Consider the following 20,787-nt stretch of genomic DNA (forward strand, 5'->3'; position numbering starts at 1 on the left):
CGTGTTCACGGCCGGCCTCACTTCAGCCTGCTGGAGACCATGATCGACACCAGGTGCAGCACGGTCTGGAGCAGGGCGATGCCGGCGAGGACGGCGACGCCGAGCCGGGAGAAGAAGAGGTCGCCCCTGACCTGGTCCGCGATCGCGAGGACCAGGATGAGCAGGGAGGCCTCGATCCCGAGGATCAGCCGGTGGAACTTGAGCGCGGCGGCGGCCCGGCGGGCCAGCGCCATGCCGGAGGAGCGCGGCTCGGCGGCGGACTCCTTGACCGGCGGGAGGCCGCCCTGGTGGCGGGCGACGCCGACGAGGTCGGTCTCGGCCTTGATCAGGATGGCGCCGAGGGCGGCGAGGGTGCCCAGGAAGGCCCACAGCCAGTCGATCCGTCCGGTGCCCCACAGGTCGGCGGCGCGCAGGCCGAAGCCGACGAGGACCGCCGCGTCGCACAGGTAGGCGCCGACCCGGTCCAGGTAGACGCCGCCGAGCGAGAACTGCTTCTTCCAGCGGGCCAGCTCGCCGTCGACGCAGTCGAGCAGCAGGTAGAGCTGGACCATGAGCACGCCGAGGACGGCGCCCGGGATGCCCGGCACGAGGAGCGCCGGGGCGGCGAGCGCGCCGAAGACGGTCATGAGGTAGGTCAGTTGGTTGGGAGTGACCCGGGTGTTCGCCAACTGCCGGGTGATCCGCAGCGAGATCTCCCGCATGTACAGACGGCCGCCCCAGTGCTCGCCGCTCCGCCGGTCCTTCACGCCCGGGGGGTGGACGACCGGGCGGAGCTCAGCTACCGATGGCTTGTGCATAGTCGGCGTACGCGTCCCTGATCTCGTCGTCGGACAGGTCGAGGTGTTCCAGGATGGTGAAGCGGCCCGGCCGGGTCTGCGGGGCGAAGGACACCGCGTGGACGAACTCGTCCACGGTGAAGCCCATCTCCTCCGGCGTGACGGGCAGGCCGTGCCGGCGCAGCGTGGCGACCATCTGCGCGGACTCCGCCCGGGCGCCGCGCAGGTGCATGGCGAAGGCCGCCCCGAGGCCGCACTGCTCGCCGTGGCTGGCGGCGCGGGCCGGGTAGAGCAGGTCGAAGGCGTGGCTGATCTCGTGGCAGGCGCCCGAGGAGGGGCGGCTGTCGCCGCTGATCGACATGGCGATGCCGGACATCACCAGGCCCTCGGAGAGGGTGACGAGGAAGTCGTCGTCGCCGACGCCGCCGGGGTGGCGGAGCACGGCCTCTCCGGCGCTGCGGGCCATGGCGGCCGCGAGGCCGTCGACGTGCTCGCCGGTCTCGCGGTGGGAGAGCTCCCAGTCCGCCAGGGCGGAGATGTTGGAGATCGCGTCGCCGATGCCGGAGCGGACGAAGCGGACCGGGGCGTCCCTGATCACGTCCAGGTCGATGACGAGGGCGATCGGGGTGGGGACGCCGTAGGAGCCGCGCCCGTTGTCGTTGTCCAGGGTGGAGATCGGGGAGCAGATCCCGTCGTGCGACAGGTTGGTGGCGATGGCCACCAGCGGCAGCCCGACCCGGGCCGCCGCGTACTTGGTCACGTCGATGATCTTGCCGCCGCCGAGGGCCACCACCGCGTCGTACCGCTTGCCGCGCATGGCGTCGGCGAGCTTCACGGCCTCGTCGATGGTGCCGCCGGCGACCGGGTACCAGTCGGCGCCGGGCAGCTCGGCGGCGAAGCGGTCCCGGAGCTTGAGGCCGGAGCCCTCGCTGATGGCGACGGCGATCTTGCCGTTGCTGGAGATCCGCTGGTCCGCGAGGAGCGCGGACAGGTCGTCCAGCGCTCCTCCGCGGATGTCGACGACGACCGGCGACGGGATCAGCCGGGTCAGTACTGGCACGCGATCTCACGGCCCTTCGCGAGGTCGTCGTGGTTGTCGATCTCGACCCACTTGACGTCGCCGATGGGGGCCACGTCGACGGTGAAGCCGCGGTTGACCAGCTCCTGGTAGCCGTCCTCGTAGTAGAGGTCGGGGTCGCGCTCGAAGGTGGCCTTGAGGGCGTCGGCGAGCTCCTCGGCGGCCTCGGCCTCGATCAGGGTGACGCCGATGTACTCGCCGGTGGCGGTCGCCGGGTCCATGAGCTTGGTGATCCGCCGGACGCCCTCGCCCTCGGCGGTGATGACCTTCATCTCCTCGTCGGCGAGGTTCTTCACCGCGTCGAGGGCGAGGATGATCTTCTGCCCGTCGCCGCGGGCGGCGAGCAGGGTCTTCTCGACGGAGACGGGGTGGACGGTGTCGCCGTTGGCGAGGATCACACCGCGCTTGAGGACCTCGCGGGCGCACCACAGGGAGTAGGCGTTGTTCCACTCCTCGGCCTTGTCGTTGTCGACGAGGGTGATCTTCAGCCCGTACTCGGCCTCCAGGGCCTCCTTGCGGTCGTAGACGGCCTCCTTGCGGTAGCCGACGACGATCGCGACCTCGGTGAGGCCGATCTCGGCGAAGTTCTTCAGGGTCAGGTCGAGGATCGTGGTGTCCCCGTCGACCGGCACGAGGGCCTTCGGAAGGGTGTCGGTGTAGGGGCGCAGACGCCGTCCGGCACCGGCTGCCAGTACGAGACCGATCATGCTGTTTCTCCTTCGTCGTGAACGGCGGGTGCTCCGGCGGAGACCCAGAAGCGGATGGACTCCACGAGCACCACCAGCGCGACGGCGACCGCGAGGGCGGCCAGTGCCGGGGTGAAGTCGTCGCCGCGGCCCGCGAGGAGGGCGGCGAGGACGGTCACCAGGAGCGTGCGCCCCTCGTGTCCGCCGGTGACGCGCACCAGCCAGGCGGGCGGCGCGCCGGTGCCGCCGCGAATGCGGTACACCGTGTCGTAGTGATGGTAGGCGACCGCCGCGACCAGCCCGAACGCCGCCGGGAGGGCCCCCGGGGAGTCGGAGCGGACGGCCAGGACGAGGACGGTGGTGTACTCGGCGGCGCGGAAGAGCGGGGGGACGAGCCAGTCGAGGGCGCCCTTGAGGGGGCGGGCGACGGCGACGCCGGCGAGCACCGCGTATCCGGCGGCCGCGGCGACGGTGACGCCCGGCCCCGCGCCGAGCGCGCAGCCGACGACGAGCGCGGCGCCCAGGAACGCGACGACGGGGGCGGGGAGCGCGAGGCGGCGGGCCGCCTTGGCGACGGCCTGTGCCAGGGGACCGGAGTCCGCGAGGTCGGCGAGGGCGCGGGCGGCCCGGTCGGTCCTCCTCGCCTTGCGGGTCAGGGAGCGCAGGACCCGGCCGGCGGTGGTGTAGCAGGCGCCGAAGGCGCAGCCGACGATCAGCGCCCAGAAGACGATCCGGGGAGTGGTGACGGCGGTGAGGACGGCGATCATCGCCCAGCGCTCGCCGATCGGCAGGATGATCATGCGGCGGGCCCAGACGGTCCAGCCGAGGCCGTCGAGCCGGTCGGAGAGGGCCGCGGTGGGGCTCGTGTTCGCGGTGGCGTCGTGGTTGGCCTCGTTGAAGGAGAAGTCCACGACGTGGCGGCAGGTCATCAGGACCATGGAGCCGAGCGCGAGGGCCCAGACGTCGTCGCCGTCGCGGGCGGCGCCGAGGGCGAGGCCCGCGTAGAAGGCGTACTCCTTGGCGCGGTCGAAGGTGGCGTCGAGCCAGGCGCCCATCGTCGAGTACTTCAGCGCGTAGCGGGCGAGCTGCCCGTCGGTGCAGTCCAGGACGAAGGAGACGAGGAGGAGGACGCCGGCGGCGACGTAGCCGCCGCGCTCGCCGGTCGCCGCGCAGCCGGCCGCGATCAGGGCGGTGAGCAGCGAGGCGGTGGTGACCTGGTTGGGGGTCAGGCCGCGGCGCGCGCACCAGCGGGCGATGTGGCGCGAGTACGGGCTGATGAAGAAGGTGGTGAAGAAGCCATCGTGCGCCTTCACGGCCGAGCGGAGGCGTACGGCCTCGTCGTCGACGGCCTCGACGGCGGCGCGCGCCGCGTGGCGGGCCTCGGCGTCGGTGGGCACGGTGGCGACGAGGGTGCCGAGCTGGGGGCGGTGCACGGCGACGCCGTCGGCGTCGAGGGCGTCGGCGAGGCTGCCGGGGAGGTCGTCGGCGGGGGCGGCCGGGGCCCCGGACGTCACGGAGACCTCGCTCAGGGCCCGGGCCAGGGCGGGACGGGCCTCGCCCTGCGCGGTGAGCGCGCCGGGGACTCCGGCGGCCGGGAACCGGGGGTCGGTGAGGGCGAGGCGCAGCGCGTGCAGGTGGCCGACGAACCGGGGGTCGACGAGCGCGACGCGCTCGCCCGCCGGGACGGCGGTCAGCAGGGCGCCGGCCTCCTCGGCGCCGGAGGCGATCCGGACGTCGAAGCCGAGCGACCGCAGATCACCGTCGAGCGAGGATCCGGGTGCCGGGGGGCCGGTGAGGATGGCGGTCGACAGACGAACTCACTCCTTGGAGCTGACGGAGGGGCCGGCGGGGCCCATGGCGGCCCCGGGCGCGGCGGTGCGGCCCGGCACCGGGCGGCGACACGTCGGCTGAGGCTATCCGATGAACAGAAGGACGAGTTCATCGAGGCTTCGCGGGCAGGACTCCCCCGGGCACGCTCCTGTCCGCCTCGGTGCGTCCCGCCCGCCGGAGATCATGATGGGCGATCACCCGCCCGGCCCACAAACCCCGGTCCGGGGGTTGTGCGGGGGCCGTCTTCGAGCCCCTCTCCACACGCGCTGTCCGGAATGCATCACCGCAGGTCAGAGCATATGACAACGGTGTTCAGTACCGTGTTGCGCATACCCCCCACCCGTAGTTGACTTGCGCACCGGGGCATACGGACGACACGACCGGGAGGCCACGTCATGGGGGCTGGACACGATCACGGGCACGGCCACGGGGGCCCGCCGCCCACGGGCACCGCGGGGGCCGCGTACCGGAACCGGTTGCGGATCGCGCTCGGCATCACGCTCTCCGTGATGGTGATCGAGATCATCGGCGGCGTGGTCGCGGACTCGCTCGCGCTGATCGCGGACGCGGCCCACATGGCGACCGACGCGGTCGGCCTCGCGATGGCGCTCCTGGCGATCCACTTCGCGAACCGGCCGCCCTCGGGCAACCGCACCTTCGGGTACGCGCGGGCGGAGATCCTGGCGGCGCTCGCCAACTGTCTGCTGCTGCTCGGCGTGGGCGGCTACGTGCTGTTCGAGGCGGTCCAGCGGTTCCTCGAACCGGCCGGGACCAGGGGCGGCCCCGCCATCGCGTTCGCGACGGTCGGCCTGGTGGCGAACGTGATCTCGCTGTCGCTGCTGATGCGGGGCCAGCGGGAGAGCCTCAACGTCCGCGGGGCGTACCTGGAGGTGCTCGCGGACGCCCTCGGCTCGGTCACCGTGATCGTCGCGTCCGGGATCATCCTGGCCACGGGCTGGCAGTACGCGGACCCGATCGCCTCGCTGGTGATCGGCCTGATGATCGTCCCGCGCACGGTCAAGCTGCTGCGCGAGACCCTGGACGTGCTCCTGGAGGCGGCCCCCAAGGGCGTCGACATGGCGGAGGTGCGGGCCCACATACTGGCCCTGCCGGGGGTCGAGGACGTGCACGACCTGCACGCCTGGACGATCACCTCGGGCATGCCGGTCCTCTCGGCGCACGTGGTCGTCGACCAGGGGGCCCTCGACTCGGTGGGGCACGAGAAGGTGCTGCACGCGCTCCAGGGCTGCCTGGGCTCGCACTTCGACGTGGAGCACTGCACCTTCCAACTGGAGCCGGTCGGCCACGCGGAGCACGAGGCGAAACTGTGCCTGTAGCGCACCGGGCCGCCTGTTAGTCTTTTCGTACGAACGCGTGAGGAGAGGAGCTGGGGTCGATGACCGTCGCGATGGAGGCTGCCCCGTGCGGCAGCGCCCGGTCGTCCCTCAGCCTCCGGGTCTCCGGCTGACCTGATCCCGGTCCTCGCACCGGTACGTCACGTCGTCGGCCGGGGCCCTCTCACCCAAGGGTTTCCCACGTTGTCCGACAACGCTCTTCGCGATGCCTTCTTCGCCCTGCACCACGGCCTGCCGCGCCAGGGTCCGGGCTCCGACACCACCACCCGCCGGCTCCTCTCCCTCGCGGGGCACCTCCCCGTGCGTCCGCGCGTGCTCGACCTGGGCTGCGGCCCCGGTCGTTCCGCGCTGCTCCTGGCCGCCGAGGCGGGCGCCGAGGTGACCGCCGTCGACACCCACGGGCCGTTCCTCGCCGAGCTGCGGGAGTCCGCCGCCGCGCGCGGGCTCGACGGCACGGACCCCGACGGCGGCTCCGTCCGCGTCCTCCGCGCCGACATCGGCTCCCTGCCCTTCCCCGACGGCTCCTTCGACCTGGTCTGGGCCGAGAGCTCGGTCTTCGTGCTCGGTTTCGACCGGGCTCTCGCCGAGTGGCGCCGTCTCCTCGCGCCCGGCGGCACGCTCGTGCTCACCGAGTGCGTGTGGACCACCGGGGAGCCGGGCCCGGCGGCCCGCGCCTTCTGGGAGGAGCACTACCCGCTCCGCACCGTCGCCGGGAACGCGGCGGCCGCGGTCGCGGCCGGCTACCACGTCCTGGGCGCCTTCGGTCAGCCGGAGGGCGACTGGGACGAGTACTACGGTCCGCTCGCCGCGCGCGCCGGGGCGGCGGACACCTCCGTGCCCGGCATGGCCGAGGCGGTCGCCGGGGCCCGCGCCGAGATCGCGCTGCGGCGCGAGCACGGCTCCGACTACGGCTACGCCGGTTTCGTCCTGCGCCCCGCCGATCCGCGCTGGCGCACCCGGCCGGAGGAGCCCGGCGAGGAGGCGGAGGTCCGGCGGGTCGAGACCGCGGCCTTCGGGTCGGCGGCGGAGGCCGATCTGGTCGACGCGCTCCGGGCGGACCCCGGGGCCTGGCTGCCGGGCCTGTCGTACGTGGCCGAGGCCCCGGACGGTACCGTCGCGGCACACGCCCTGATCACCCGCTGCCGGGTGGGCGGCGCCCCGGCGGCGGCGCTCGCCCCGGTCGCGGTGGCGCCGGAACATCAGCGGACGGGGGCCGGACAGGCCGTCGTCCGGGCGGTCCTCGACGCGGCCCGGCTGCGGGGCGAGACGCTGGTGCTCGTCCTGGGGCACCCGGAGTACTACCTCCGGTTCGGGTTCGAACGGGCGTCCGCGTATGGAATCAGGCCAGGTTTCGAGGTTCCGGACGAGGCGATGAGGGCGCTCGTCCTGGACGGCTCCGGGCCCGTTCCCTCGGGTGCGCTCGTCCATCCCGCCGCTTTCGGGGTGTAGTGCCGCTCCTGACCCCTCCCGCTCCCGCCGCCCCGGTTGTACTCCGGTGCGGTGGGAGCGGTCGCGTCCGGCCGTCGAAGTACGGACAAGCCGCTTTTGTACGGCAGACTGAGGGGGCCCCACCGGGCCGAGGACCGAAGCGAAGGATGGGTATGCCGACCACACCAGCCACCGCGGCTCAGATCTCTCCGGAGATCGCGTCGAACGGTGTCCAGCCGTCCGGAGACCCGGCCCCGATCATGCTCGAACTGGTCGACGAGGACGGAAGGACCATCGGCACGGCGGAGAAGCTCACCGCCCACCAGGCGCCGGGGCAGCTCCACCGGGCCTTCTCCGTCTTCCTCTTCGACGAGTCGGGCCGGCTGCTCCTCCAGCGGCGGGCGCTCGGCAAGTACCACTCCCCCGGCGTCTGGTCGAACACCTGCTGCGGCCACCCCTACCCGGGCGAGGCGCCGTTCGCGGCGGCGGCCCGGCGCACCTTCGAGGAGCTGGGCGTCTCGCCCTCGCTGCTCGCGGAGGCCGGCACGGTCCGCTACAACCACCCGGACCCGGCCTCGGGCCTGGTGGAGCAGGAGTTCAACCACCTCTTCGTCGGCCTGGTGCAGGCCGAGCCGCGCCCGGACCCGGAGGAGATCGAGGACACCGCCTTCGTGACCCCCGCCGAGCTGTCCGAGCGGCACGCCGCCGCGCCGTTCTCCGCCTGGTTCATGACGGTGCTCGACGCGGCGCGCCCGGCCGTCAGGGAGCTGACGGGTCCGTCCGGGGGCTGGTGACCACCGGCTCCTGGGGCGCCGCCCCCGGCCCCGGTGCCATCGGGGCCAGGGGCAGCGCCGCCCAGATGATCTTGCCGCCGCTCGCGGTGTGCTCGACGTCGCAGGCGCCGCCGGCCTCCTGGGCGATCTCGCGGACCAGGAGCAGGCCCCGGCCGCCGGTCTGCCCCCAGTCGGCCTCCAGGGCCTTGGGTCGGTAGGGGTGGTTGTCCTCGACGGACACCCGGATCCACTCGGGGCCGATCGCCACCTCGACCGCTATCTCCGGGGACAGCAGCGCCGCGTGCCGCACGGCGTTGGTGACCAGCTCGGAGACGATCAGCAGCAGGCCGTCCATGATCTCGTCGTGGAGGGGGACGCCCTGGCGGACCAGCAGGTCGCGCACGGCGTGCCGGGCCTGCGGGACGGAGACGTCGACCGCGGCAGCGGTGAAGCGCCAGACTCCTTCGTAGGACGGGTGTCGGGCAGGGCCGCCTTCGCGGGGCTCCACCGTCCGGTTCCCACCCTCGTGCTCGATTCTCGCCACGGATCGAGTCTTGGCAATCCGCGGGGGTGGACTCACCTACTGACCACAAGTCGACACTTATCGGCTGCCTTCTGATCGGGTGAGTATGCCGATGTCAGTTGTTCGACTGATCGCGCACGCTTTCTGAGGACTCCGGAGAGGGCCTCGGAGAAGGCTCCGACGAGGGGTCCGGCGGGGTCTTCGGAGAAGGGGCCGGAACCGGTTCCGGCGGGGTCACCATACTGACGATCCGTCGGCCGCCCACCCCGATCGCGAGCAGGCCGAGGCCGTCGAAGAGCAGCGCGAGCGAGAAGAAGACCCCGAGGACGTACCGGCTGCTGTGCGGCCAGTCGAAGAGGACGAGCAGGCCGAGCAGCAGGCCGAAGGCGCCCTGGAAGAGGGTCCAGCCGAACTGCGGGCCGCGCACCACCACGCTGCCGACGAGCCGGAACAGCCCGCCGGTCAGGAAGAGCAGGGCCGCGAACATCGTCAGCGCCTCCGCCGAACCCTCGGGGTGCCGGATCACCACGACGCCGGCCGCGATGTTCAGGGCGGCCACCACCGCGGCGAGCCAGAAGTAGCCGGTGCCCCGCGACTGGACGGCCTGGAGCAGTCCGACGGCGCCGCCGATCAGCAGCAGCCAGCCGAAAAGCAGCATCGAGGTCAGGGTGGCGGCGCCCGTGTAGACGAGGCCGACGATCCCGCCGACCACCAGCAGGGCGCCGAGCGCGGCGAGCCAACCGAAGCTGCGGTTCAGCTTCTTCCCCCGGCGCCGCACGTCCCCGGCCGGGTCGGGAGCGTCCTTCGCCTCGCGGCGGTCCTCGGTCATCCGGTGCCTCCTCGGCAGGGCGGCCCCTTCCTGATCGTACGTTCGGGCGTGCCGGATAGCATCCGGCCCATGGAGCCGAAGCTGCAGGAGAGCGTCACGGACGGGATCGCCACCGTCGTCATCGCCAACCCGGCCAAGCGCAACGCGATGAGCGCCGGCATGTGGCGCGCCCTGCCGGGCGTCCTGGAGCGGCTCGCCGCCGACCCGGCGGTCCGGGTCCTGGTCCTGACCGGCGAGGGCGACACCTTCTGCGCCGGGGCGGACATCTCGGCGCTGCGGGAGCCCGGGGACGAGCAGCAGCGCCTGGCGGTACGGGCGGAGGAGGCGCTCGCGGCCTTCCCCAAGCCGACCCTGGCGGCCGTCCGGGGCTTCTGCGTCGGGGGCGGCAGCCAGCTCGCCGCCGCCTGCGACCTGCGGTTCGCCGAGGAGGGCGCCCGCTTCGGGGTCACCCCCGCGAAGCTCGGCATCGTCTACCCGTCCTCGTCGACCCGCCGCCTCGCCGCCCTCGTGGGCCCGTCGGCCGCCAAGTACCTGCTGTTCTCCGGCGAACTGATCGACGCGGAGCGGGCGCTGCGGACGGGGCTCGTGGACGAGCTCCACCCGGCGGGCGAACTGGACAAGCGGGTGGCGGAGTTCTGCCGGGTGCTCGCCTCCCGTTCGCCGCTCACCCAGGCGGCGGCCAAGGAGTTCGCCGACGGGCGCACGGACCGGGACGCCCACTGGGCGGAGCAGGCGCGCGGCAGCGGCGACACCGCGGAGGGGGTCGCCGCCTTCCTGGAGCGCCGCCCGCCCCGCTTCACGTACGGGCTCTGAGGCCCGTACGGGCTACGCGGCCCCGGGCCGACCGGTCTCCGCGCGCCACTTCGCGACGATCCCGGCCGGGGCCTTCTCCGTCGAACCCGCGTCGCAGGGCGGCTGCGGGTCGTACTCGGTGCGGAGCTGGACCGCCCGGGCGGTCTCGTCCCCGGCGATCCGGCCGAGGAGGTGGAGGGCCATGGCGATGCCGGAGGAGACCCCGGCGGAGGGAACGCGCCGCTCCCGCCGGGGGAAGGGGTCCCTGTCCCCGCCGGCCGAGGGGACGCGTCGACTCCCGCCGGCCGAGGGGGTGTGGGCGCTCCCGCCGCCGGAGGCCCCGCGCCTGTTCCCGTCGTACCGACCAGTCGGTAACGTTGAGGGCATGACGAACGCCCTTCCGCCGCGTGCCGGACGCCGATGCCACAACGCTCTGAACTCGCTGCACTCCTCGCTGTACTTCTCGCCGGACCTGGACCGCGAGTTCTCCGCCCTCGGCTTCGCCGACCAGAGCGCGATGCGGCTCGCCGCCCGGAGCGCCCCGCTCGGTGCGGTGGGCGCGGGCACGGTCACGGCGACCTTCTACAACTACAACCACGAGCTGCTCGCCCGGCACCTGCCCGCCGTGTGGGAGACCGCCTCCCCCGCCGAGGTCCTGGCCGCGCGGCTGCGCGCCGTCGACGCCACCCTGCGCCGGCTGCTCGGCGAGGACGCCGTCGCCTCCCCGGAGATGGCCGAGGCGGCGGAGCTCGCGCTGCGGGCCGCCGAGGCCTGCACCCGGCACGCCCGGCCCCTGTACTCGGCCAACGCCGACCTGCCGGTCCCCGAGGAGCCCCACCTCGCCTACTGGCACGCCACCACCCTGCTGCGCGAGCACCGGGGCGACGGGCACCTCGCGGCCCTGCTCTCCGCCGGGCTCGACCCCGTCGAGGCCCTCGCCTCCCACACCGCCACCGGCAGGGGCATGGCCCCGCGCTGGGTCCTCGGCTCCCGGGGCTGGCGGCGCGTCGACTGGGAGGGGGCGGTGCAGCGGCTGCGCGACCGGGGCCTGATCGACGCCGAGGGCGAGCTGACCGAGGCCGGGACGACCCTGCGCGCCGAGCTCGAGGAGCACACCGACCGGCTGGACTCCGCCCCGTACGAGCACCTCGGCGCGCCCGGCGTCGAGCGCCTCACGGAGCTGGGCCGCGGCTTCCTCTTCGCGGCGGCGGCCGCGGGCGCCTTCCCGGAGGACCTCGTCGGCAAGGGCTGAAGGACGCGCGGGACGGGTCGGTTGCCGCGTACGGGTGACCGACCCGGCACAATGCAGTCGCAAGCTTGAGGCACGAGAAGGCGAGTCGGGACACCGTGACGACGTCCATCGAAGCAAGGATCGCCGAGGAACTCGGCGTACGCGAGCGACAGGTGAGGGCAGCCGTCGAGCTCCTCGACGGCGGTTCGACCGTGCCGTTCATCGCGCGCTACCGCAAGGAAGCGACCGAGACGCTCGACGACGCGCAGCTCCGCACCCTGGAGGAGCGGCTGCGCTACCTGCGCGAACTGGAGGACCGCCGGTCGGCCGTCCTCGACTCGGTCCGCGAGCAGGGCAAGCTGACGGAGGACCTGGAGGCCCGCATCCTGGGCGCCGACACCAAGGCGCGCCTGGAGGACATCTACCTGCCCTTCAAGCCGAAGCGCCGGACCAAGGCGCAGATCGCCCGCGAGGCCGGTCTGGAGCCGCTGGCGGAGGGGCTGCTCGCGGACCCGTCCGTGGAGCCGTCGGCCGCCGCGGCGGCCTTCGTGGACGCCGGCAAGGGCGTCGCGGACGCGGCGGCGGCCCTGGAGGGCGCGCGGGCGATCCTCGCGGAGAAGTTCTCCGAGGACGCCGACCTCATCGGCGAGCTGCGCGAGCGCATGTGGGGCCGGGGCCGTCTGGTGGCGAAGGTGCGGGACGGCAAGGGCGACGGCAAGGAGGGGCCGGGGGCGAAGTTCGCCGACTACTTCGACTTCGCCGAGCCGTTCACGGCGCTCCCCTCGCACCGGGTGCTCGCCATGCTGCGCGGCGAGAAGGAGGACGTGCTCGCCCTGGACCTGGAGCCGGAGGAGCCCGTCGAGGGCCCCTCCTCGTACGAGGGGATCGTCGCGCACCGCTTCGGCGTGGCCGACCGGGGGCGCCCCGGGGACAAGTGGCTCCAGGACACCGTCCGCTGGGCCTGGCGGACCCGGATCCTGGTGCACCTCGGGATCGACCTGCGGCTGCGGCTGCGGACGGCCGCCGAGGACGAGGCCGTGCGTGTCTTCGCGGCGAACCTGCGGGACCTGCTGCTCGCCGCGCCGGCCGGCACCCGGGCGACCCTGGGCCTCGACCCCGGTTTCCGCACGGGCGTGAAGGTCGCCGTCGTGGACGCGACCGGCAAGGTCGTCGCCACCGACACGATCCACCCCCACGTCCCGGCGAACAAGTGGGACAAGGCCCTGGCGACCCTCGCGCGGCTCGCGAAGGAGCACGCGGTCGAGCTGGTCGCGATCGGCAACGGCACGGCCTCCCGCGAGACCGACAGGCTGGCGGCCGAACTCGTCGCCGGGCACCCCGAGCTGAACCTGACCAAGGTGATGGTCTCGGAGGCCGGCGCCTCGGTCTATTCGGCCTCCGCGTTCGCCTCGCAGGAACTCCCGGGCCTGGACGTGTCGTTGCGCGGCGCCGTCTCCATCGCCCGGCGGCTCCAGGACCCGCTGGCGGAGCTGGTGAAGATCGACCCGAAGTCGATCGGCGTCGGCCAGTACCAGCACGACCTGGCCGAGGTGAAGCTCTCGCGCTCGCTCGACGCGGTGGTCGAGGACTGCGTGAACGGCGTCGGCGTGGACGTGAACACCGCCTCCGCGCCGCTCCTCTCGCGCGTCTCGGGCATCAGCTCCGGCCTCGCGGAGAACATCGTGGCGCACCGGGACGCCCACGGGCCCTTCCGCTCCCGCCGGGCGCTCAAGGACGTGGCGCGGCTCGGCCCGAAGGCGTACGAGCAGTGCGCGGGCTTCCTGCGCATCCGGGGCGGCGACGACCCGCTGGACGCCTCCTCCGTGCACCCGGAGGCGTACCCGGTGGTGCGCCGGATGGCGAAGACGACCGGCGGCGGGGTCGCGTCGCTGATCGGCGACACCGGCACGCTGCGCTCGCTGCGGGCGGACGACTTCGTCGACGAGACCTTCGGTCTGCCGACGGTGACGGACATCCTGCGCGAGCTGGAGAAGCCGGGCCGCGACCCGCGTCCGGCGTTCCGGACCGCCACCTTCAAGGAGGGCGTCGAGAAGATCGGCGACCTGGCGTCCGGGATGGTCCTGGAGGGCGTCGTCACCAACGTGGCGGCGTTCGGGGCGTTCGTGGACATCGGCGTGCACCAGGACGGCCTGGTGCACGTGTCCGCGATGTCGAAGACCTTCGTGAAGGACCCGCGCGACGTGGTGAAGCCCGGCGACGTGGTCAAGGTGAAGGTCCTGGACGTGGACGTCCCCCGCAAGCGGATCTCGCTGACGCTGCGGCTCGACGACGAGCCGGGCGCGGACGCGGCGGGCGGCGCGGGCGGGCGCGGCCGGGGCGAGCGCGGTGACCGGGGCGAGCGCTCCGGCCGGCCGCCGCAGCAGCGGCAGGGCGGCGGCGGCCGCCGGGCCGAGCGCGACGGCCAGGGCGGCCGGGGCGGCAACGGCCGGGACCGGGGCGCGGCCCCGGCGCCCGCCAACAGCGCCATGGCCGACGCCCTCCGCAAGGCGGGCCTGCTGGGCGAGGGCGGCGGCAAGCGCCGGTAGCGCCGGGGTACGGGAAGGAGCCGTGGTCCCTTCCCGTACGGGCGTCGCTACGGCAGGAAGCGCAGGGCCCAGTCGGCGCGGTGGGCGACGGCGAGGTCGTCGTCCTCCGTCAGGGGCCGCAGCAGGGCCTCGGCCTGCTGCGGGTCGGCCTGGACGAGGTCGACGATCTCGGCGGCCAGGCCGTCCTGGTCGTCGCCGAGGTCGACGGCGGAGGCCCGCACCAGGACCGGGAGGCGGCCGGTGCCGCCGATGCCCGCGACGACGCCGCCGAGCAGCTCGCGGGCGTACCCGTTGCGCTCCTCGACCGCCCGGCCGAGTTCGGCCTCCAGGCGCGGCAGCAGCTCCGGGCCGCCCGTCGCCGCGATCTGGTCGGCGAGGTCGATCGTCGCGTCGACGTCCGCGTCGAGGTCGTCCAGCATCGCGAGGAGCCGGGTGATGCCGTCGTCGGTCATGTGGTGCCTCCTGAAGAGTGCCGTCCGCGGGGACGGGGCCGGCCGCGCCCCCGCGGAGAGCCGTCGTGCGTACAGTTCACGGCCCGGGTCACGCCCGTGCAAGACGGGCGGCCCGGGCCGGGGTGTCTCAGAGTTCGGTGACCTTGCCGTCGGCGACCTCGACGCGGCGGGTGGTGCGGACGGCGTCGAGCATGCGCCGGTCGTGGGTGACGAGCAGCAGCGTGCCGGTGTACGAGTCGAGGGCGGACTCGAGCTGTTCGATCGCCGGGAGGTCCAGGTGGTTGGTCGGCTCGTCGAGGACCAGCAGGTTCACGCCCCGGCCCTGGAGCAGCGCGAGCGCGGCCCGGGTCCGCTCGCCCGGCGAGAGCGTGGTGGCGGGCCGCAGCACGTGGACGGCCTTCAGGCCGAACTTGGCGAGCAGGGTCCTGACCTCGGCGGGCTCGGTATCGGGCACGGCCGCGCAGAACGCCTCCAGGAGGGTCTCGGTGCCGTGGAAGAGCTTGCGGGCCTGGTCGACCTCGCCGACGACGACGCCCGGGCCGAGCGACGCGTCGCCCGAGTCCAGCGGGAGGCGGCCGAGGAGGGCGGCGAGCAGGGTCGACTTCCCGGCGCCGTTGGCACCGGTGACGGCGACCCGGTCGGCCCAGTCGATCTGGAGGGTGACGGGGCCGAAGGAGAAGTCGCCGCGGCGCACCTCGGCCTCGCGCAGGGTCGCCACGACCGAGCCGGAGCGCGGGGCGGCGGCGATCTCCATGCGCAGCTCCCACTCCTTGCGGGGCTCCTCGACGACGTCGAGGCGCTCGATCATGCGCTGGGTCTGCCGGGCCTTCGCGGCCTGCTTCTCGCTGGCCTCGCTGCGGGCGTTGCGGCCGAGCTTGTCGCCGTCGGTGGCCTTGCGGCGGGCGTTCCGGACGCCCTTGTCCATCCAGGACCGCTGCATGTGGCCGCGCGCTTCCAGGGCCGCCTTCCTCCCGGCGTACTCCTCGAACTCCTCGCGCGCGTGGCGCCGGGCGGTCTCCCGCTCCTCCAGGTAGGCCTCGTAACCGCCGCCGTACAGGGTGATCTGCTGCTGGGCGAGGTCGAGTTCGAGGACCTTGGTGCAGGTGCGGGCGAGGAACTCGCGGTCGTGGCTGACGACGACCGTCCCGGCGCGCAGCCCCTTCACGAAGGCCTCCAGGCGCTCCAGGCCTTCGAGGTCCAGGTCGTTGGTGGGCTCGTCGAGCAGGAAGACGTCGTAGCGGGAGAGGAGGAGGGAGGCGAGGCCGGCGCGGGCGGCCTGGCCGCCGGAGAGGGAGGTCATCGGCTGGTCGAGGCCGACGGTGAGCCCGAGGGAGCCCGCGACCTCCTCGGCGCGCTCGTCGAGGTCGGCGCCGCCGAGGTCCAGCCAGCGCTCCAGGCTGACGGCGTACGCGTCGTCGGCGCCGGGGGTGCCGTCGACGAGGCCTTGGGTGGCCTCGTCCATCGCGCTCTGGGCGGCGGCGACGCCGGTGCGCCGGGCGAGGAACTCCCGCACGGTCTCGCCCGCGCGCCGCTCGGGCTCCTGCGGGAGGTGGCCGACGGCGGCGGTGGGCGGGGAGAGCCTCAGCTCGCCCTCCTCCGGGGCGTCGAGCCCGGCGAGCAGCCGCAGCAGGGTCGACTTGCCGGCGCCGTTGACGCCGACGAGGCCGATGACGTCGCCGGGGGCGACGACGAGGTCGAGCTGGGCGAAGAGGGTGCGCTCGCCGTGGCCGGCGGCGAGGTCCTTGGCGACGAGGGTTGCAGTCATCAGGGGACGAATCCTAGGCGACGGGAGGAACCGCCTGGGGTCCCGGGGCGCGGTGGGGGCGGGGCCTGGGGCGCGGGCGGAGGCCGGGGGCGCGGGCGGAGGCCCGGGGCGCGGCAGAGGCCGGAGGGAGGCAGAGGCCGGAGGGAGGCAGAGGCCGGAGGGAGGCAGAGGCCGGAGGGCGCGGCGGAGGTCCGGGTCAGCCGCGGGAGGCGCCCACCGGGACGGGGGCGGTCCCGGGCCGGGTCCCGTCGAGGAGCCGGAGGAGCACGGCCCGGTGGGTGGGGCCGTGGAAGCGGTAGGGGCCGGTGCCGGGGTAGCCGTCGCGCGCGAGGTCCACGGCGGGGCCGGTCCACCAGGCGAAGTCGCGCCAGACGACGTCGTCGCCGTCGCGCTCCACGACGGCCGTGACGGCTCCGCAGCCGGGGTCGTCGCAGTCGGGGCAGGAGTGGATCACGTACCGGCCGCCCGGGAGGCCGTGGTCGCCGGCGTCGAGGAGGCGGCGGACGTGCTCGGCCCGGAGGACGGGCGGGAGGTCCGACGCCAGGGGGGAGACGGTGTCCGCGCCGTCGGCCCCGTCGAGCCGGTGGAGCAGCGGCCTGCCGCCGACCAGGAGGTCGGTGGGGGCGAGGTCGGTCGCGGGGGTCAGGTCGAGGCTGGTGTACGCGGACGGCATGCTCCGAGTATTTCCCCGCGGAGCGGCCCGTTCCATGGCTGATCCGTCCTGGGAATGTCCCGATCCGGGTACGGCGGCGGGCCCCCGGGAGGCGGGTGTCCGACGCCCTGGACGGCCGCGGGGCGGTCGCCGGCCTTTCGGTCGGCGACCGCCCCGCGCGGGGTGTCACTTGCCGAACGGCGGGCGGCTGCTGTTGTCCGCGTCGGCGCACTGCTTGGCGCGCTTCTCCAGGGCGGCGGCCTTGGCGAGGGCCTTCTTGGCCTCCGTCGTGGCGCCGAGGCGCTTGAGCTTGGCGGCGCGGTCGCGCTCCTTGCGGGCGTCGGCCTTCAGCTTGCTGACGTTGCAGGTGTAGGCGGCCGCCGCGGGCTCGGCGGTCACCGTCTGGCCGGCCAGCACACCGCCGGCCAGCAGCATGGTGGCGAGCAGGGCCGGCAGGACGCGGCGCGCGGTCTGGGTGGGACGCATGGCGTTTCTCCAACTCCCGGGCCAGGAAGACCCGTTCGAGGCATGGTCAGTACCGGCAGGTAACTTTACCTCGGCAAACATCGGCATCACGCCAGGGGGCCCGGGGCCCACGGGGTCGTCAACACTCCTCCACAGGACTCCCACTGACGAGGTGGTAGGCGGCCCGTCCGTCGAGCAGCAGGGGGACGAGCGCGCGCTGCGACTGCCGCAGCGGTACGAACGCCCCCGCCCCCTCCCGCCGTACGGTGACGCCGTGCAGGGCGAGTTCGTCGCCGGCCTCGGCGTACTGCGCGGCGTCCAGGCGGTAGCCGCAGGGCGGGTCGGCCAGGATCTCCTCCGGCTCCGGCGGGTCGTCGTCGGCGCCGCCGAGGAAGACCGGGCCCCGGTCGGCGAGGCCGGCGAGCCGGGCGCGGACGGTGGCCGCCGCCAGCGGACCGCGCCGCGCGTCGAGGTAGGTGAACATCCCCTTCAGGGCGGCGTGCTGACTGGCGACCCGGCGCCGGTGGTTGCGGGGCGGGTCGTCCTTCTCGGCCGGGTCGAGCGCGTCCACCCGGGTCTCGACGAGCAGGCCGGCGGCGTGCTTGATGCCGGCCGTGTTCCGCAGGATCCGCTCCTGGCCGTCGCCCGCGACCTGCCGGACCGGTTCGCCGGTGAGCGGGTCGGTCCAGATGCCGTAGATCCCGGTGCTGTACCCGGCGAGTCCGGCGGCGGGGCGGACGTACGTCTCGGAGAGCGTCCGGGACTCGTCGTGGACGTGCGGGTCGGCGTCGAGGCTGCGGGGCCAGAGCGCGAGCAGGTCCTTCTCGTAGTACCGGGGGGTGGCGCCGTACTCGTGCAGGTCGTACACGAGGTGGGGGCGGCGGTCGCGGACGACGGCGGCGACCGCCCGTGCCTCGGCGGTCCGCAGGGCGATGTGGTCGCGGTTGACGTCGACGCCGTCGGCGTTGCCCCGGGTGTCGGCCTCCCGGCCGTCGGGGTTCGCGGTCGGGACGACCAGGACGGTGGTGCGGTCGAGGAAGCGGCGGGTCTGCGGGTCCCGGGCGAACGCGAGGTCGCGGATCGTGCTCAGACAGGCCTCGCGGCCGGCGGGCTCGTCGCCGTGCTGGCTGCACACGAGGAGCACGGTCGTGGCGGCCCGGGCCGCGCCGAGGGCGGCGAGGCGGAGCGGGCGGCCCTGGGCGGTGGTGCCGATCTCGCGCAGCGACACCCGGTCGCCCGCCCGGTCGACGGCCGCGAGGAAGTCCCGCTCCTCGGCCTCGGTGGTCCACCGGGCGCCCCGGCTCGTCTCGAAGCCGGTGCGCGGCGGCGGTTGCGCGGGGGCGCTGCCCGCGGTCTCGGCGGGGACGGCGACGAGCGGCAGGGCGAGGACGGCGGCGCCCGCCAGGAGGGCGAGCGCGCGCCGTGAGCCCCGCCGCGCGCTGGGGGTCGTCATCGGGCGGCCCCCGCTCCGGGCAGGCGCGGCCCGGCGACGGCGGCCGGCGGGACGGATCCGCCCGGCGGCAGGAGGAGGGACGGCGGCGCGGAGAGGGCCGGGGCCGGTCCCCTCGTGGCCCGGACGAAGGCGCCCGCGCCGCCGACCAGGGGCAGCTCCGCCCGGGTCCGGGCGAGGTCCAGGGTGAGGGTGGGGGTGGTCGACGGGGGGTCGAGCAGGTCCCGGTCGGTGCCGCCGACGATCAGGGCCAGCTTGTGGCCGGCCGGGACGACGTGGTCGGTGGCGGCGAGGTCCAGGGTGAGGGTGTACGCCCTGCCGGGGGTCAGCGGGCGTCCCTTCCGGGGGTCGGCCCAGGTGCCGAGGTCGGCCCAGCCCCGGCTGACGACCGTGTGCCCGACGTCGGCGGTGCGGGCCGCGGTCTCCTTGTAGCAGGCGCTGTCGCCGGGGGTGCTCGCGCCCCAGCAGGTGCGCCCGTCGAGGGTGGTGATGCCCTCCCCCGCCGCCGCGTAGTCGCGGATGGTGGCGGGGCCGAGGTCGACGAGGACGGCGGAGAGGTGGGCGGTGGCGGTGGTCGGGGTGGCGGTGACCGTCACCCGGGAGGAGCCGGCGATCCGCAGGTCGCGGGAGAGCGGCCGGGTGACGAATCCGGCCTTCTCGGGGGTCGCGGTGTCGATCCGGGCCGCCCAGTCCAGTTCGCCGAGGGCCGGGTCGTCGGTGAAGGTCGCGGTGGAGCCGGGGGCGGCGGGGGCGCGGCCGAGGACGCCGGGCCCGCCGGCGGTGCCGGGGGCGGGGCGCAGGGTGGTGGTCGCGGTGCCGGTCGGCGGCCAGTGCCGGTCGGTGGCCCAGTGGTCCGGGGCGCGCTCGACGTCGGCGACGGGCTCGCGGTCGATGCCGTTGTCGTAGCCGAGGAGGTAGTGGTCGAACCAGCGGTGCAGGGTGCGGACCCAGTCGGCGCGCCGGAAGTCGAAGGGGTCGACGTGGCCGGTCTGCGAGAGCCAGACCTTCCGTTCGACGCCGTGGGCGGCGAGCGCGTCCCACCACCGGCCGAACTGCCCGGCCCGCACGTTGAGGTCCTGGAGTCCGTGCACGGCGAAGACGCTGGCCTTCACCCGGCCGGCGTCCTTGACGTGGTCGCGCTCGCTCCAGGCGGCGGTCCAGTCGCCGCTGTAGGGGGTGGCGGTGGTGATGCGGTCCTGGACGGCGCCGCAGCGGGCCCGTGCCTCCGGGCTGCCGACGTAGTCGGAGAGCCAGCTCGGGTTGGCGTCGTAGAGGGGGGCGCCCTGGGAGTGGAAGTAGTCGTACCAGGAGGAGATGGCGCCGATGGGGACGATCGTCTTCAGCCCTTCGACGCCGGTGGCGGCCACGCCGTTGGCGATGGTGCCGTCCCAGCTCTTTCCGATCATGCCGACGTCGCCGGTGCTCCAGCCGGTGGCGCGGGCCGGGGCCGTGCCGGTGCGGGTGGTGTAGCCGCGGGCGCGGCCGTTCAGCCAGTCGACGACGGCCTTGGCGGACCGCACGTCGGAGCGCCCGCCGACGTCGTCGCAGCCGTCGGAGCGGTTGGTCCCGGCGAGGTCGACGGCGACGAAGGCGTAGCCGCGCGGGACGAAGAAGTTGTCGTAGTACAGCGGGAACCGGACCGGTTTCCCGTCCGCGTCGTACGTCTTCCTCTGGCTCTCGTTGCCGCGTCCGCAGCAGGCGTAGTACGGGCTGGCGTCCATGATCACCGGGATCCTGCGGCCGGCCGCGGCGGGTTCCCGGGGGCGGACGACGTCGACGGCGACCCGGTCGGCGCGTCCGTCGCCGTCGCCGTCGAGTCCGGTGTCGACCCAGACGGACTCGCGGACGGCGTCGGCGTACGAGTGGACGGGGCGCGACTCGCGCACGGACCCGGTCGCGGGCGCGGCGGGGCCGGTCCGGGCGCCGGCCGGGGTGACGAGGGTCGCGAGCAGCGCGGCCGTGGCCGCCGCCACGAGGGCTCCGTACGGCGCTCGGGCTCCGCGGGTGATCCGCTTTCGCATCGGCATGGGCGGGAACGTACCCCGGTCAACTCCCGTGCAAAAGAGCGCCGGAGGGAATCAGGGTCCATTCGGGGGGATCCCGTGGGTGGAGGGGTTCGTGTCGGCCGAATGGCGATCGTGTGACAGGAGGTCCTC

General features: G+C 74.4%; 19 protein-coding genes. 6 read left to right on the plus strand and 13 right to left on the minus strand.

All coding sequences use genetic code 11. From position 1 onward, the window contains the following. Nucleotides 1-17: 17 nt before the first annotated feature. The 4 genes from ACFYNX_RS24860 to ACFYNX_RS24875 are packed head-to-tail and all read right to left on the minus strand — an operon-like array spanning nucleotide 18 to nucleotide 4,351. The gene (locus ACFYNX_RS24860) at nucleotides 18-797 is read right to left on the minus strand and encodes a CDP-alcohol phosphatidyltransferase family protein (protein WP_125663058.1); all 780 of its coding nucleotides are present in this window, start codon (nucleotides 795-797) and stop codon (nucleotides 18-20) included. Next, nucleotides 775-1,836, minus strand: coding sequence for an iron-containing alcohol dehydrogenase family protein (locus tag ACFYNX_RS24865; protein WP_388664225.1), 1,062 nt, complete (start codon nucleotides 1,834-1,836; stop codon nucleotides 775-777). The genes ACFYNX_RS24860 and ACFYNX_RS24865 overlap by 23 nt, the downstream gene beginning before the upstream one ends. Next, nucleotides 1,824-2,561, minus strand: coding sequence for a phosphocholine cytidylyltransferase family protein (locus ACFYNX_RS24870; protein WP_365540311.1), 738 nt, complete (start codon nucleotides 2,559-2,561; stop codon nucleotides 1,824-1,826). Before ACFYNX_RS24870 ends, ACFYNX_RS24865 begins: the two co-directional genes overlap by 13 nt. After that, entirely contained in the window at nucleotides 2,558-4,351 is a 1,794-nt protein-coding gene (locus tag ACFYNX_RS24875; RefSeq protein ID WP_388664536.1) for a DUF5941 domain-containing protein, read from the minus strand. The genes ACFYNX_RS24870 and ACFYNX_RS24875 overlap by 4 nt, the downstream gene beginning before the upstream one ends. Nucleotides 4,352-4,765: 414 nt before the next feature. Between ACFYNX_RS24875 and ACFYNX_RS24880 the strand changes: the two genes are divergently transcribed. The 3 genes from ACFYNX_RS24880 (at nucleotide 4,766) to idi (ending at nucleotide 7,947) form a co-directional block, all read left to right on the plus strand. Further along, nucleotides 4,766-5,707, plus strand: a complete 942-nt coding sequence (locus ACFYNX_RS24880) for a cation diffusion facilitator family transporter (RefSeq protein ID WP_388664227.1) — start codon at nucleotides 4,766-4,768, stop codon at nucleotides 5,705-5,707. Between the two features lie 201 nt (nucleotides 5,708-5,908). Then, complete coding sequence (locus ACFYNX_RS24885) at nucleotides 5,909-7,174, plus strand: GNAT family N-acetyltransferase (RefSeq protein WP_388664229.1); 1,266 nt, start codon at nucleotides 5,909-5,911, stop codon at nucleotides 7,172-7,174. Between the two features lie 152 nt (nucleotides 7,175-7,326). Next, nucleotides 7,327-7,947, plus strand: coding sequence for an isopentenyl-diphosphate Delta-isomerase (gene idi, locus ACFYNX_RS24890; protein ID WP_125663071.1), 621 nt, complete (start codon nucleotides 7,327-7,329; stop codon nucleotides 7,945-7,947). Here the strand turns inward: idi and ACFYNX_RS24895 are convergent. Both ACFYNX_RS24895 and ACFYNX_RS24900 read right to left on the minus strand, forming a co-directional pair. Beyond that, complete coding sequence (locus tag ACFYNX_RS24895; RefSeq protein ID WP_388664232.1) at nucleotides 7,913-8,470, minus strand: ATP-binding protein; 558 nt, start codon at nucleotides 8,468-8,470, stop codon at nucleotides 7,913-7,915. The two genes, idi and ACFYNX_RS24895, sit on opposite strands and share 35 nt — an antisense overlap. Before the next feature lie 94 nt (nucleotides 8,471-8,564). Then, a complete protein-coding gene (locus ACFYNX_RS24900) occupies nucleotides 8,565-9,278 on the minus strand; it encodes an HdeD family acid-resistance protein (protein ID WP_388664234.1) in 714 nt (237 codons plus the stop codon). A gap of 69 nt (nucleotides 9,279-9,347) precedes the next feature. Between ACFYNX_RS24900 and ACFYNX_RS24905 the strand changes: the two genes are divergently transcribed. After that, nucleotides 9,348-10,091, plus strand: a complete 744-nt coding sequence (locus ACFYNX_RS24905) for an enoyl-CoA hydratase-related protein (RefSeq protein WP_365540315.1) — start codon at nucleotides 9,348-9,350, stop codon at nucleotides 10,089-10,091. Between the two features lie 12 nt (nucleotides 10,092-10,103). Here ACFYNX_RS24905 and ACFYNX_RS24910 read toward each other — a convergent pair whose 3' ends face one another. Then, nucleotides 10,104-10,457 carry a hypothetical protein gene (locus ACFYNX_RS24910; RefSeq protein ID WP_388664236.1) on the minus strand — a complete coding sequence of 118 codons (354 nt, stop codon included), beginning with the start codon at nucleotides 10,455-10,457 and terminating at the stop codon, nucleotides 10,104-10,106. Between ACFYNX_RS24910 and ACFYNX_RS24915 the strand changes: the two genes are divergently transcribed. Both ACFYNX_RS24915 and ACFYNX_RS24920 read left to right on the plus strand, forming a co-directional pair. Continuing rightward, complete coding sequence (locus ACFYNX_RS24915; RefSeq protein ID WP_388664238.1) at nucleotides 10,456-11,322, plus strand: hypothetical protein; 867 nt, start codon at nucleotides 10,456-10,458, stop codon at nucleotides 11,320-11,322. The genes ACFYNX_RS24910 and ACFYNX_RS24915 overlap by 2 nt on opposite strands. 95 nt (nucleotides 11,323-11,417) lie before the next feature. Further along, entirely contained in the window at nucleotides 11,418-13,847 is a 2,430-nt protein-coding gene (locus tag ACFYNX_RS24920) for a Tex family protein (RefSeq protein WP_388664239.1), read from the plus strand. Nucleotides 13,848-13,894: 47 nt separating this feature from the next. Here ACFYNX_RS24920 and ACFYNX_RS24925 read toward each other — a convergent pair whose 3' ends face one another. From ACFYNX_RS24925 to ACFYNX_RS24950, 6 genes are all read right to left on the minus strand, one after another. Beyond that, nucleotides 13,895-14,299 carry a hypothetical protein gene (locus ACFYNX_RS24925; RefSeq protein ID WP_388664240.1) on the minus strand — a complete coding sequence of 135 codons (405 nt, stop codon included), beginning with the start codon at nucleotides 14,297-14,299 and terminating at the stop codon, nucleotides 13,895-13,897. Between the two features lie 127 nt (nucleotides 14,300-14,426). Next, nucleotides 14,427-16,064, minus strand: a complete 1,638-nt coding sequence (locus ACFYNX_RS24930; RefSeq protein ID WP_388664241.1) for an ABC-F family ATP-binding cassette domain-containing protein — start codon at nucleotides 16,062-16,064, stop codon at nucleotides 14,427-14,429. Nucleotides 16,065-16,260: 196 nt separating this feature from the next. Continuing rightward, the gene (locus ACFYNX_RS24935) at nucleotides 16,261-16,737 is read right to left on the minus strand and encodes a hypothetical protein (protein WP_365540320.1); all 477 of its coding nucleotides are present in this window, start codon (nucleotides 16,735-16,737) and stop codon (nucleotides 16,261-16,263) included. Nucleotides 16,738-16,902: 165 nt separating this feature from the next. Then, complete coding sequence (locus ACFYNX_RS24940) at nucleotides 16,903-17,202, minus strand: hypothetical protein (protein WP_365540321.1); 300 nt, start codon at nucleotides 17,200-17,202, stop codon at nucleotides 16,903-16,905. Nucleotides 17,203-17,320: 118 nt separating this feature from the next. Beyond that, nucleotides 17,321-18,634: a M14 family zinc carboxypeptidase gene (locus ACFYNX_RS24945; RefSeq protein ID WP_388664244.1), complete on the minus strand. Its 1,314-nt coding sequence runs from the start codon at nucleotides 18,632-18,634 to the stop codon at nucleotides 17,321-17,323. Then, the gene (locus ACFYNX_RS24950) at nucleotides 18,631-20,658 is read right to left on the minus strand and encodes a Xaa-Pro dipeptidyl-peptidase (RefSeq protein ID WP_388664246.1); all 2,028 of its coding nucleotides are present in this window, start codon (nucleotides 20,656-20,658) and stop codon (nucleotides 18,631-18,633) included. Before ACFYNX_RS24950 ends, ACFYNX_RS24945 begins: the two co-directional genes overlap by 4 nt. Nucleotides 20,659-20,787 lie beyond the last annotated feature (129 nt).

Origin of the sequence: Streptomyces sp. NPDC007872 (assembly GCF_042868165.1) — a bacterium.
Classification (GTDB): Bacteria; Actinomycetota; Actinomycetes; order Streptomycetales; family Streptomycetaceae; genus Streptomyces.

Coding starts and splice junctions, on each gene's coding strand:
- ACFYNX_RS24935 (WP_365540320.1), bottom strand. CDS start 16,737: ATGCCGTCCGCGTACACCAGCCTCGACCTGACCCCCGCGACCGACCTC.
- ACFYNX_RS24950 (WP_388664246.1), bottom strand. CDS start 20,658: ATGCCGATGCGAAAGCGGATCACCCGCGGAGCCCGAGCGCCGTACGGA.
- ACFYNX_RS24915 (WP_388664238.1), top strand. CDS start 10,456: ATGACGAACGCCCTTCCGCCGCGTGCCGGACGCCGATGCCACAACGCT.
- ACFYNX_RS24930 (WP_388664241.1), bottom strand. CDS start 16,064: ATGACTGCAACCCTCGTCGCCAAGGACCTCGCCGCCGGCCACGGCGAG.
- ACFYNX_RS24905 (WP_365540315.1), top strand. CDS start 9,348: ATGGAGCCGAAGCTGCAGGAGAGCGTCACGGACGGGATCGCCACCGTC.
- ACFYNX_RS24940 (WP_365540321.1), bottom strand. CDS start 17,202: ATGCGTCCCACCCAGACCGCGCGCCGCGTCCTGCCGGCCCTGCTCGCC.
- ACFYNX_RS24945 (WP_388664244.1), bottom strand. CDS start 18,634: ATGACGACCCCCAGCGCGCGGCGGGGCTCACGGCGCGCGCTCGCCCTC.
- idi (WP_125663071.1), top strand. CDS start 7,327: ATGCCGACCACACCAGCCACCGCGGCTCAGATCTCTCCGGAGATCGCG.
- ACFYNX_RS24925 (WP_388664240.1), bottom strand. CDS start 14,299: ATGACCGACGACGGCATCACCCGGCTCCTCGCGATGCTGGACGACCTC.
- ACFYNX_RS24870 (WP_365540311.1), bottom strand. CDS start 2,561: ATGATCGGTCTCGTACTGGCAGCCGGTGCCGGACGGCGTCTGCGCCCC.
- ACFYNX_RS24880 (WP_388664227.1), top strand. CDS start 4,766: ATGGGGGCTGGACACGATCACGGGCACGGCCACGGGGGCCCGCCGCCC.
- ACFYNX_RS24900 (WP_388664234.1), bottom strand. CDS start 9,278: ATGACCGAGGACCGCCGCGAGGCGAAGGACGCTCCCGACCCGGCCGGG.
- ACFYNX_RS24910 (WP_388664236.1), bottom strand. CDS start 10,457: ATGCCCTCAACGTTACCGACTGGTCGGTACGACGGGAACAGGCGCGGG.
- ACFYNX_RS24860 (WP_125663058.1), bottom strand. CDS start 797: ATGCACAAGCCATCGGTAGCTGAGCTCCGCCCGGTCGTCCACCCCCCG.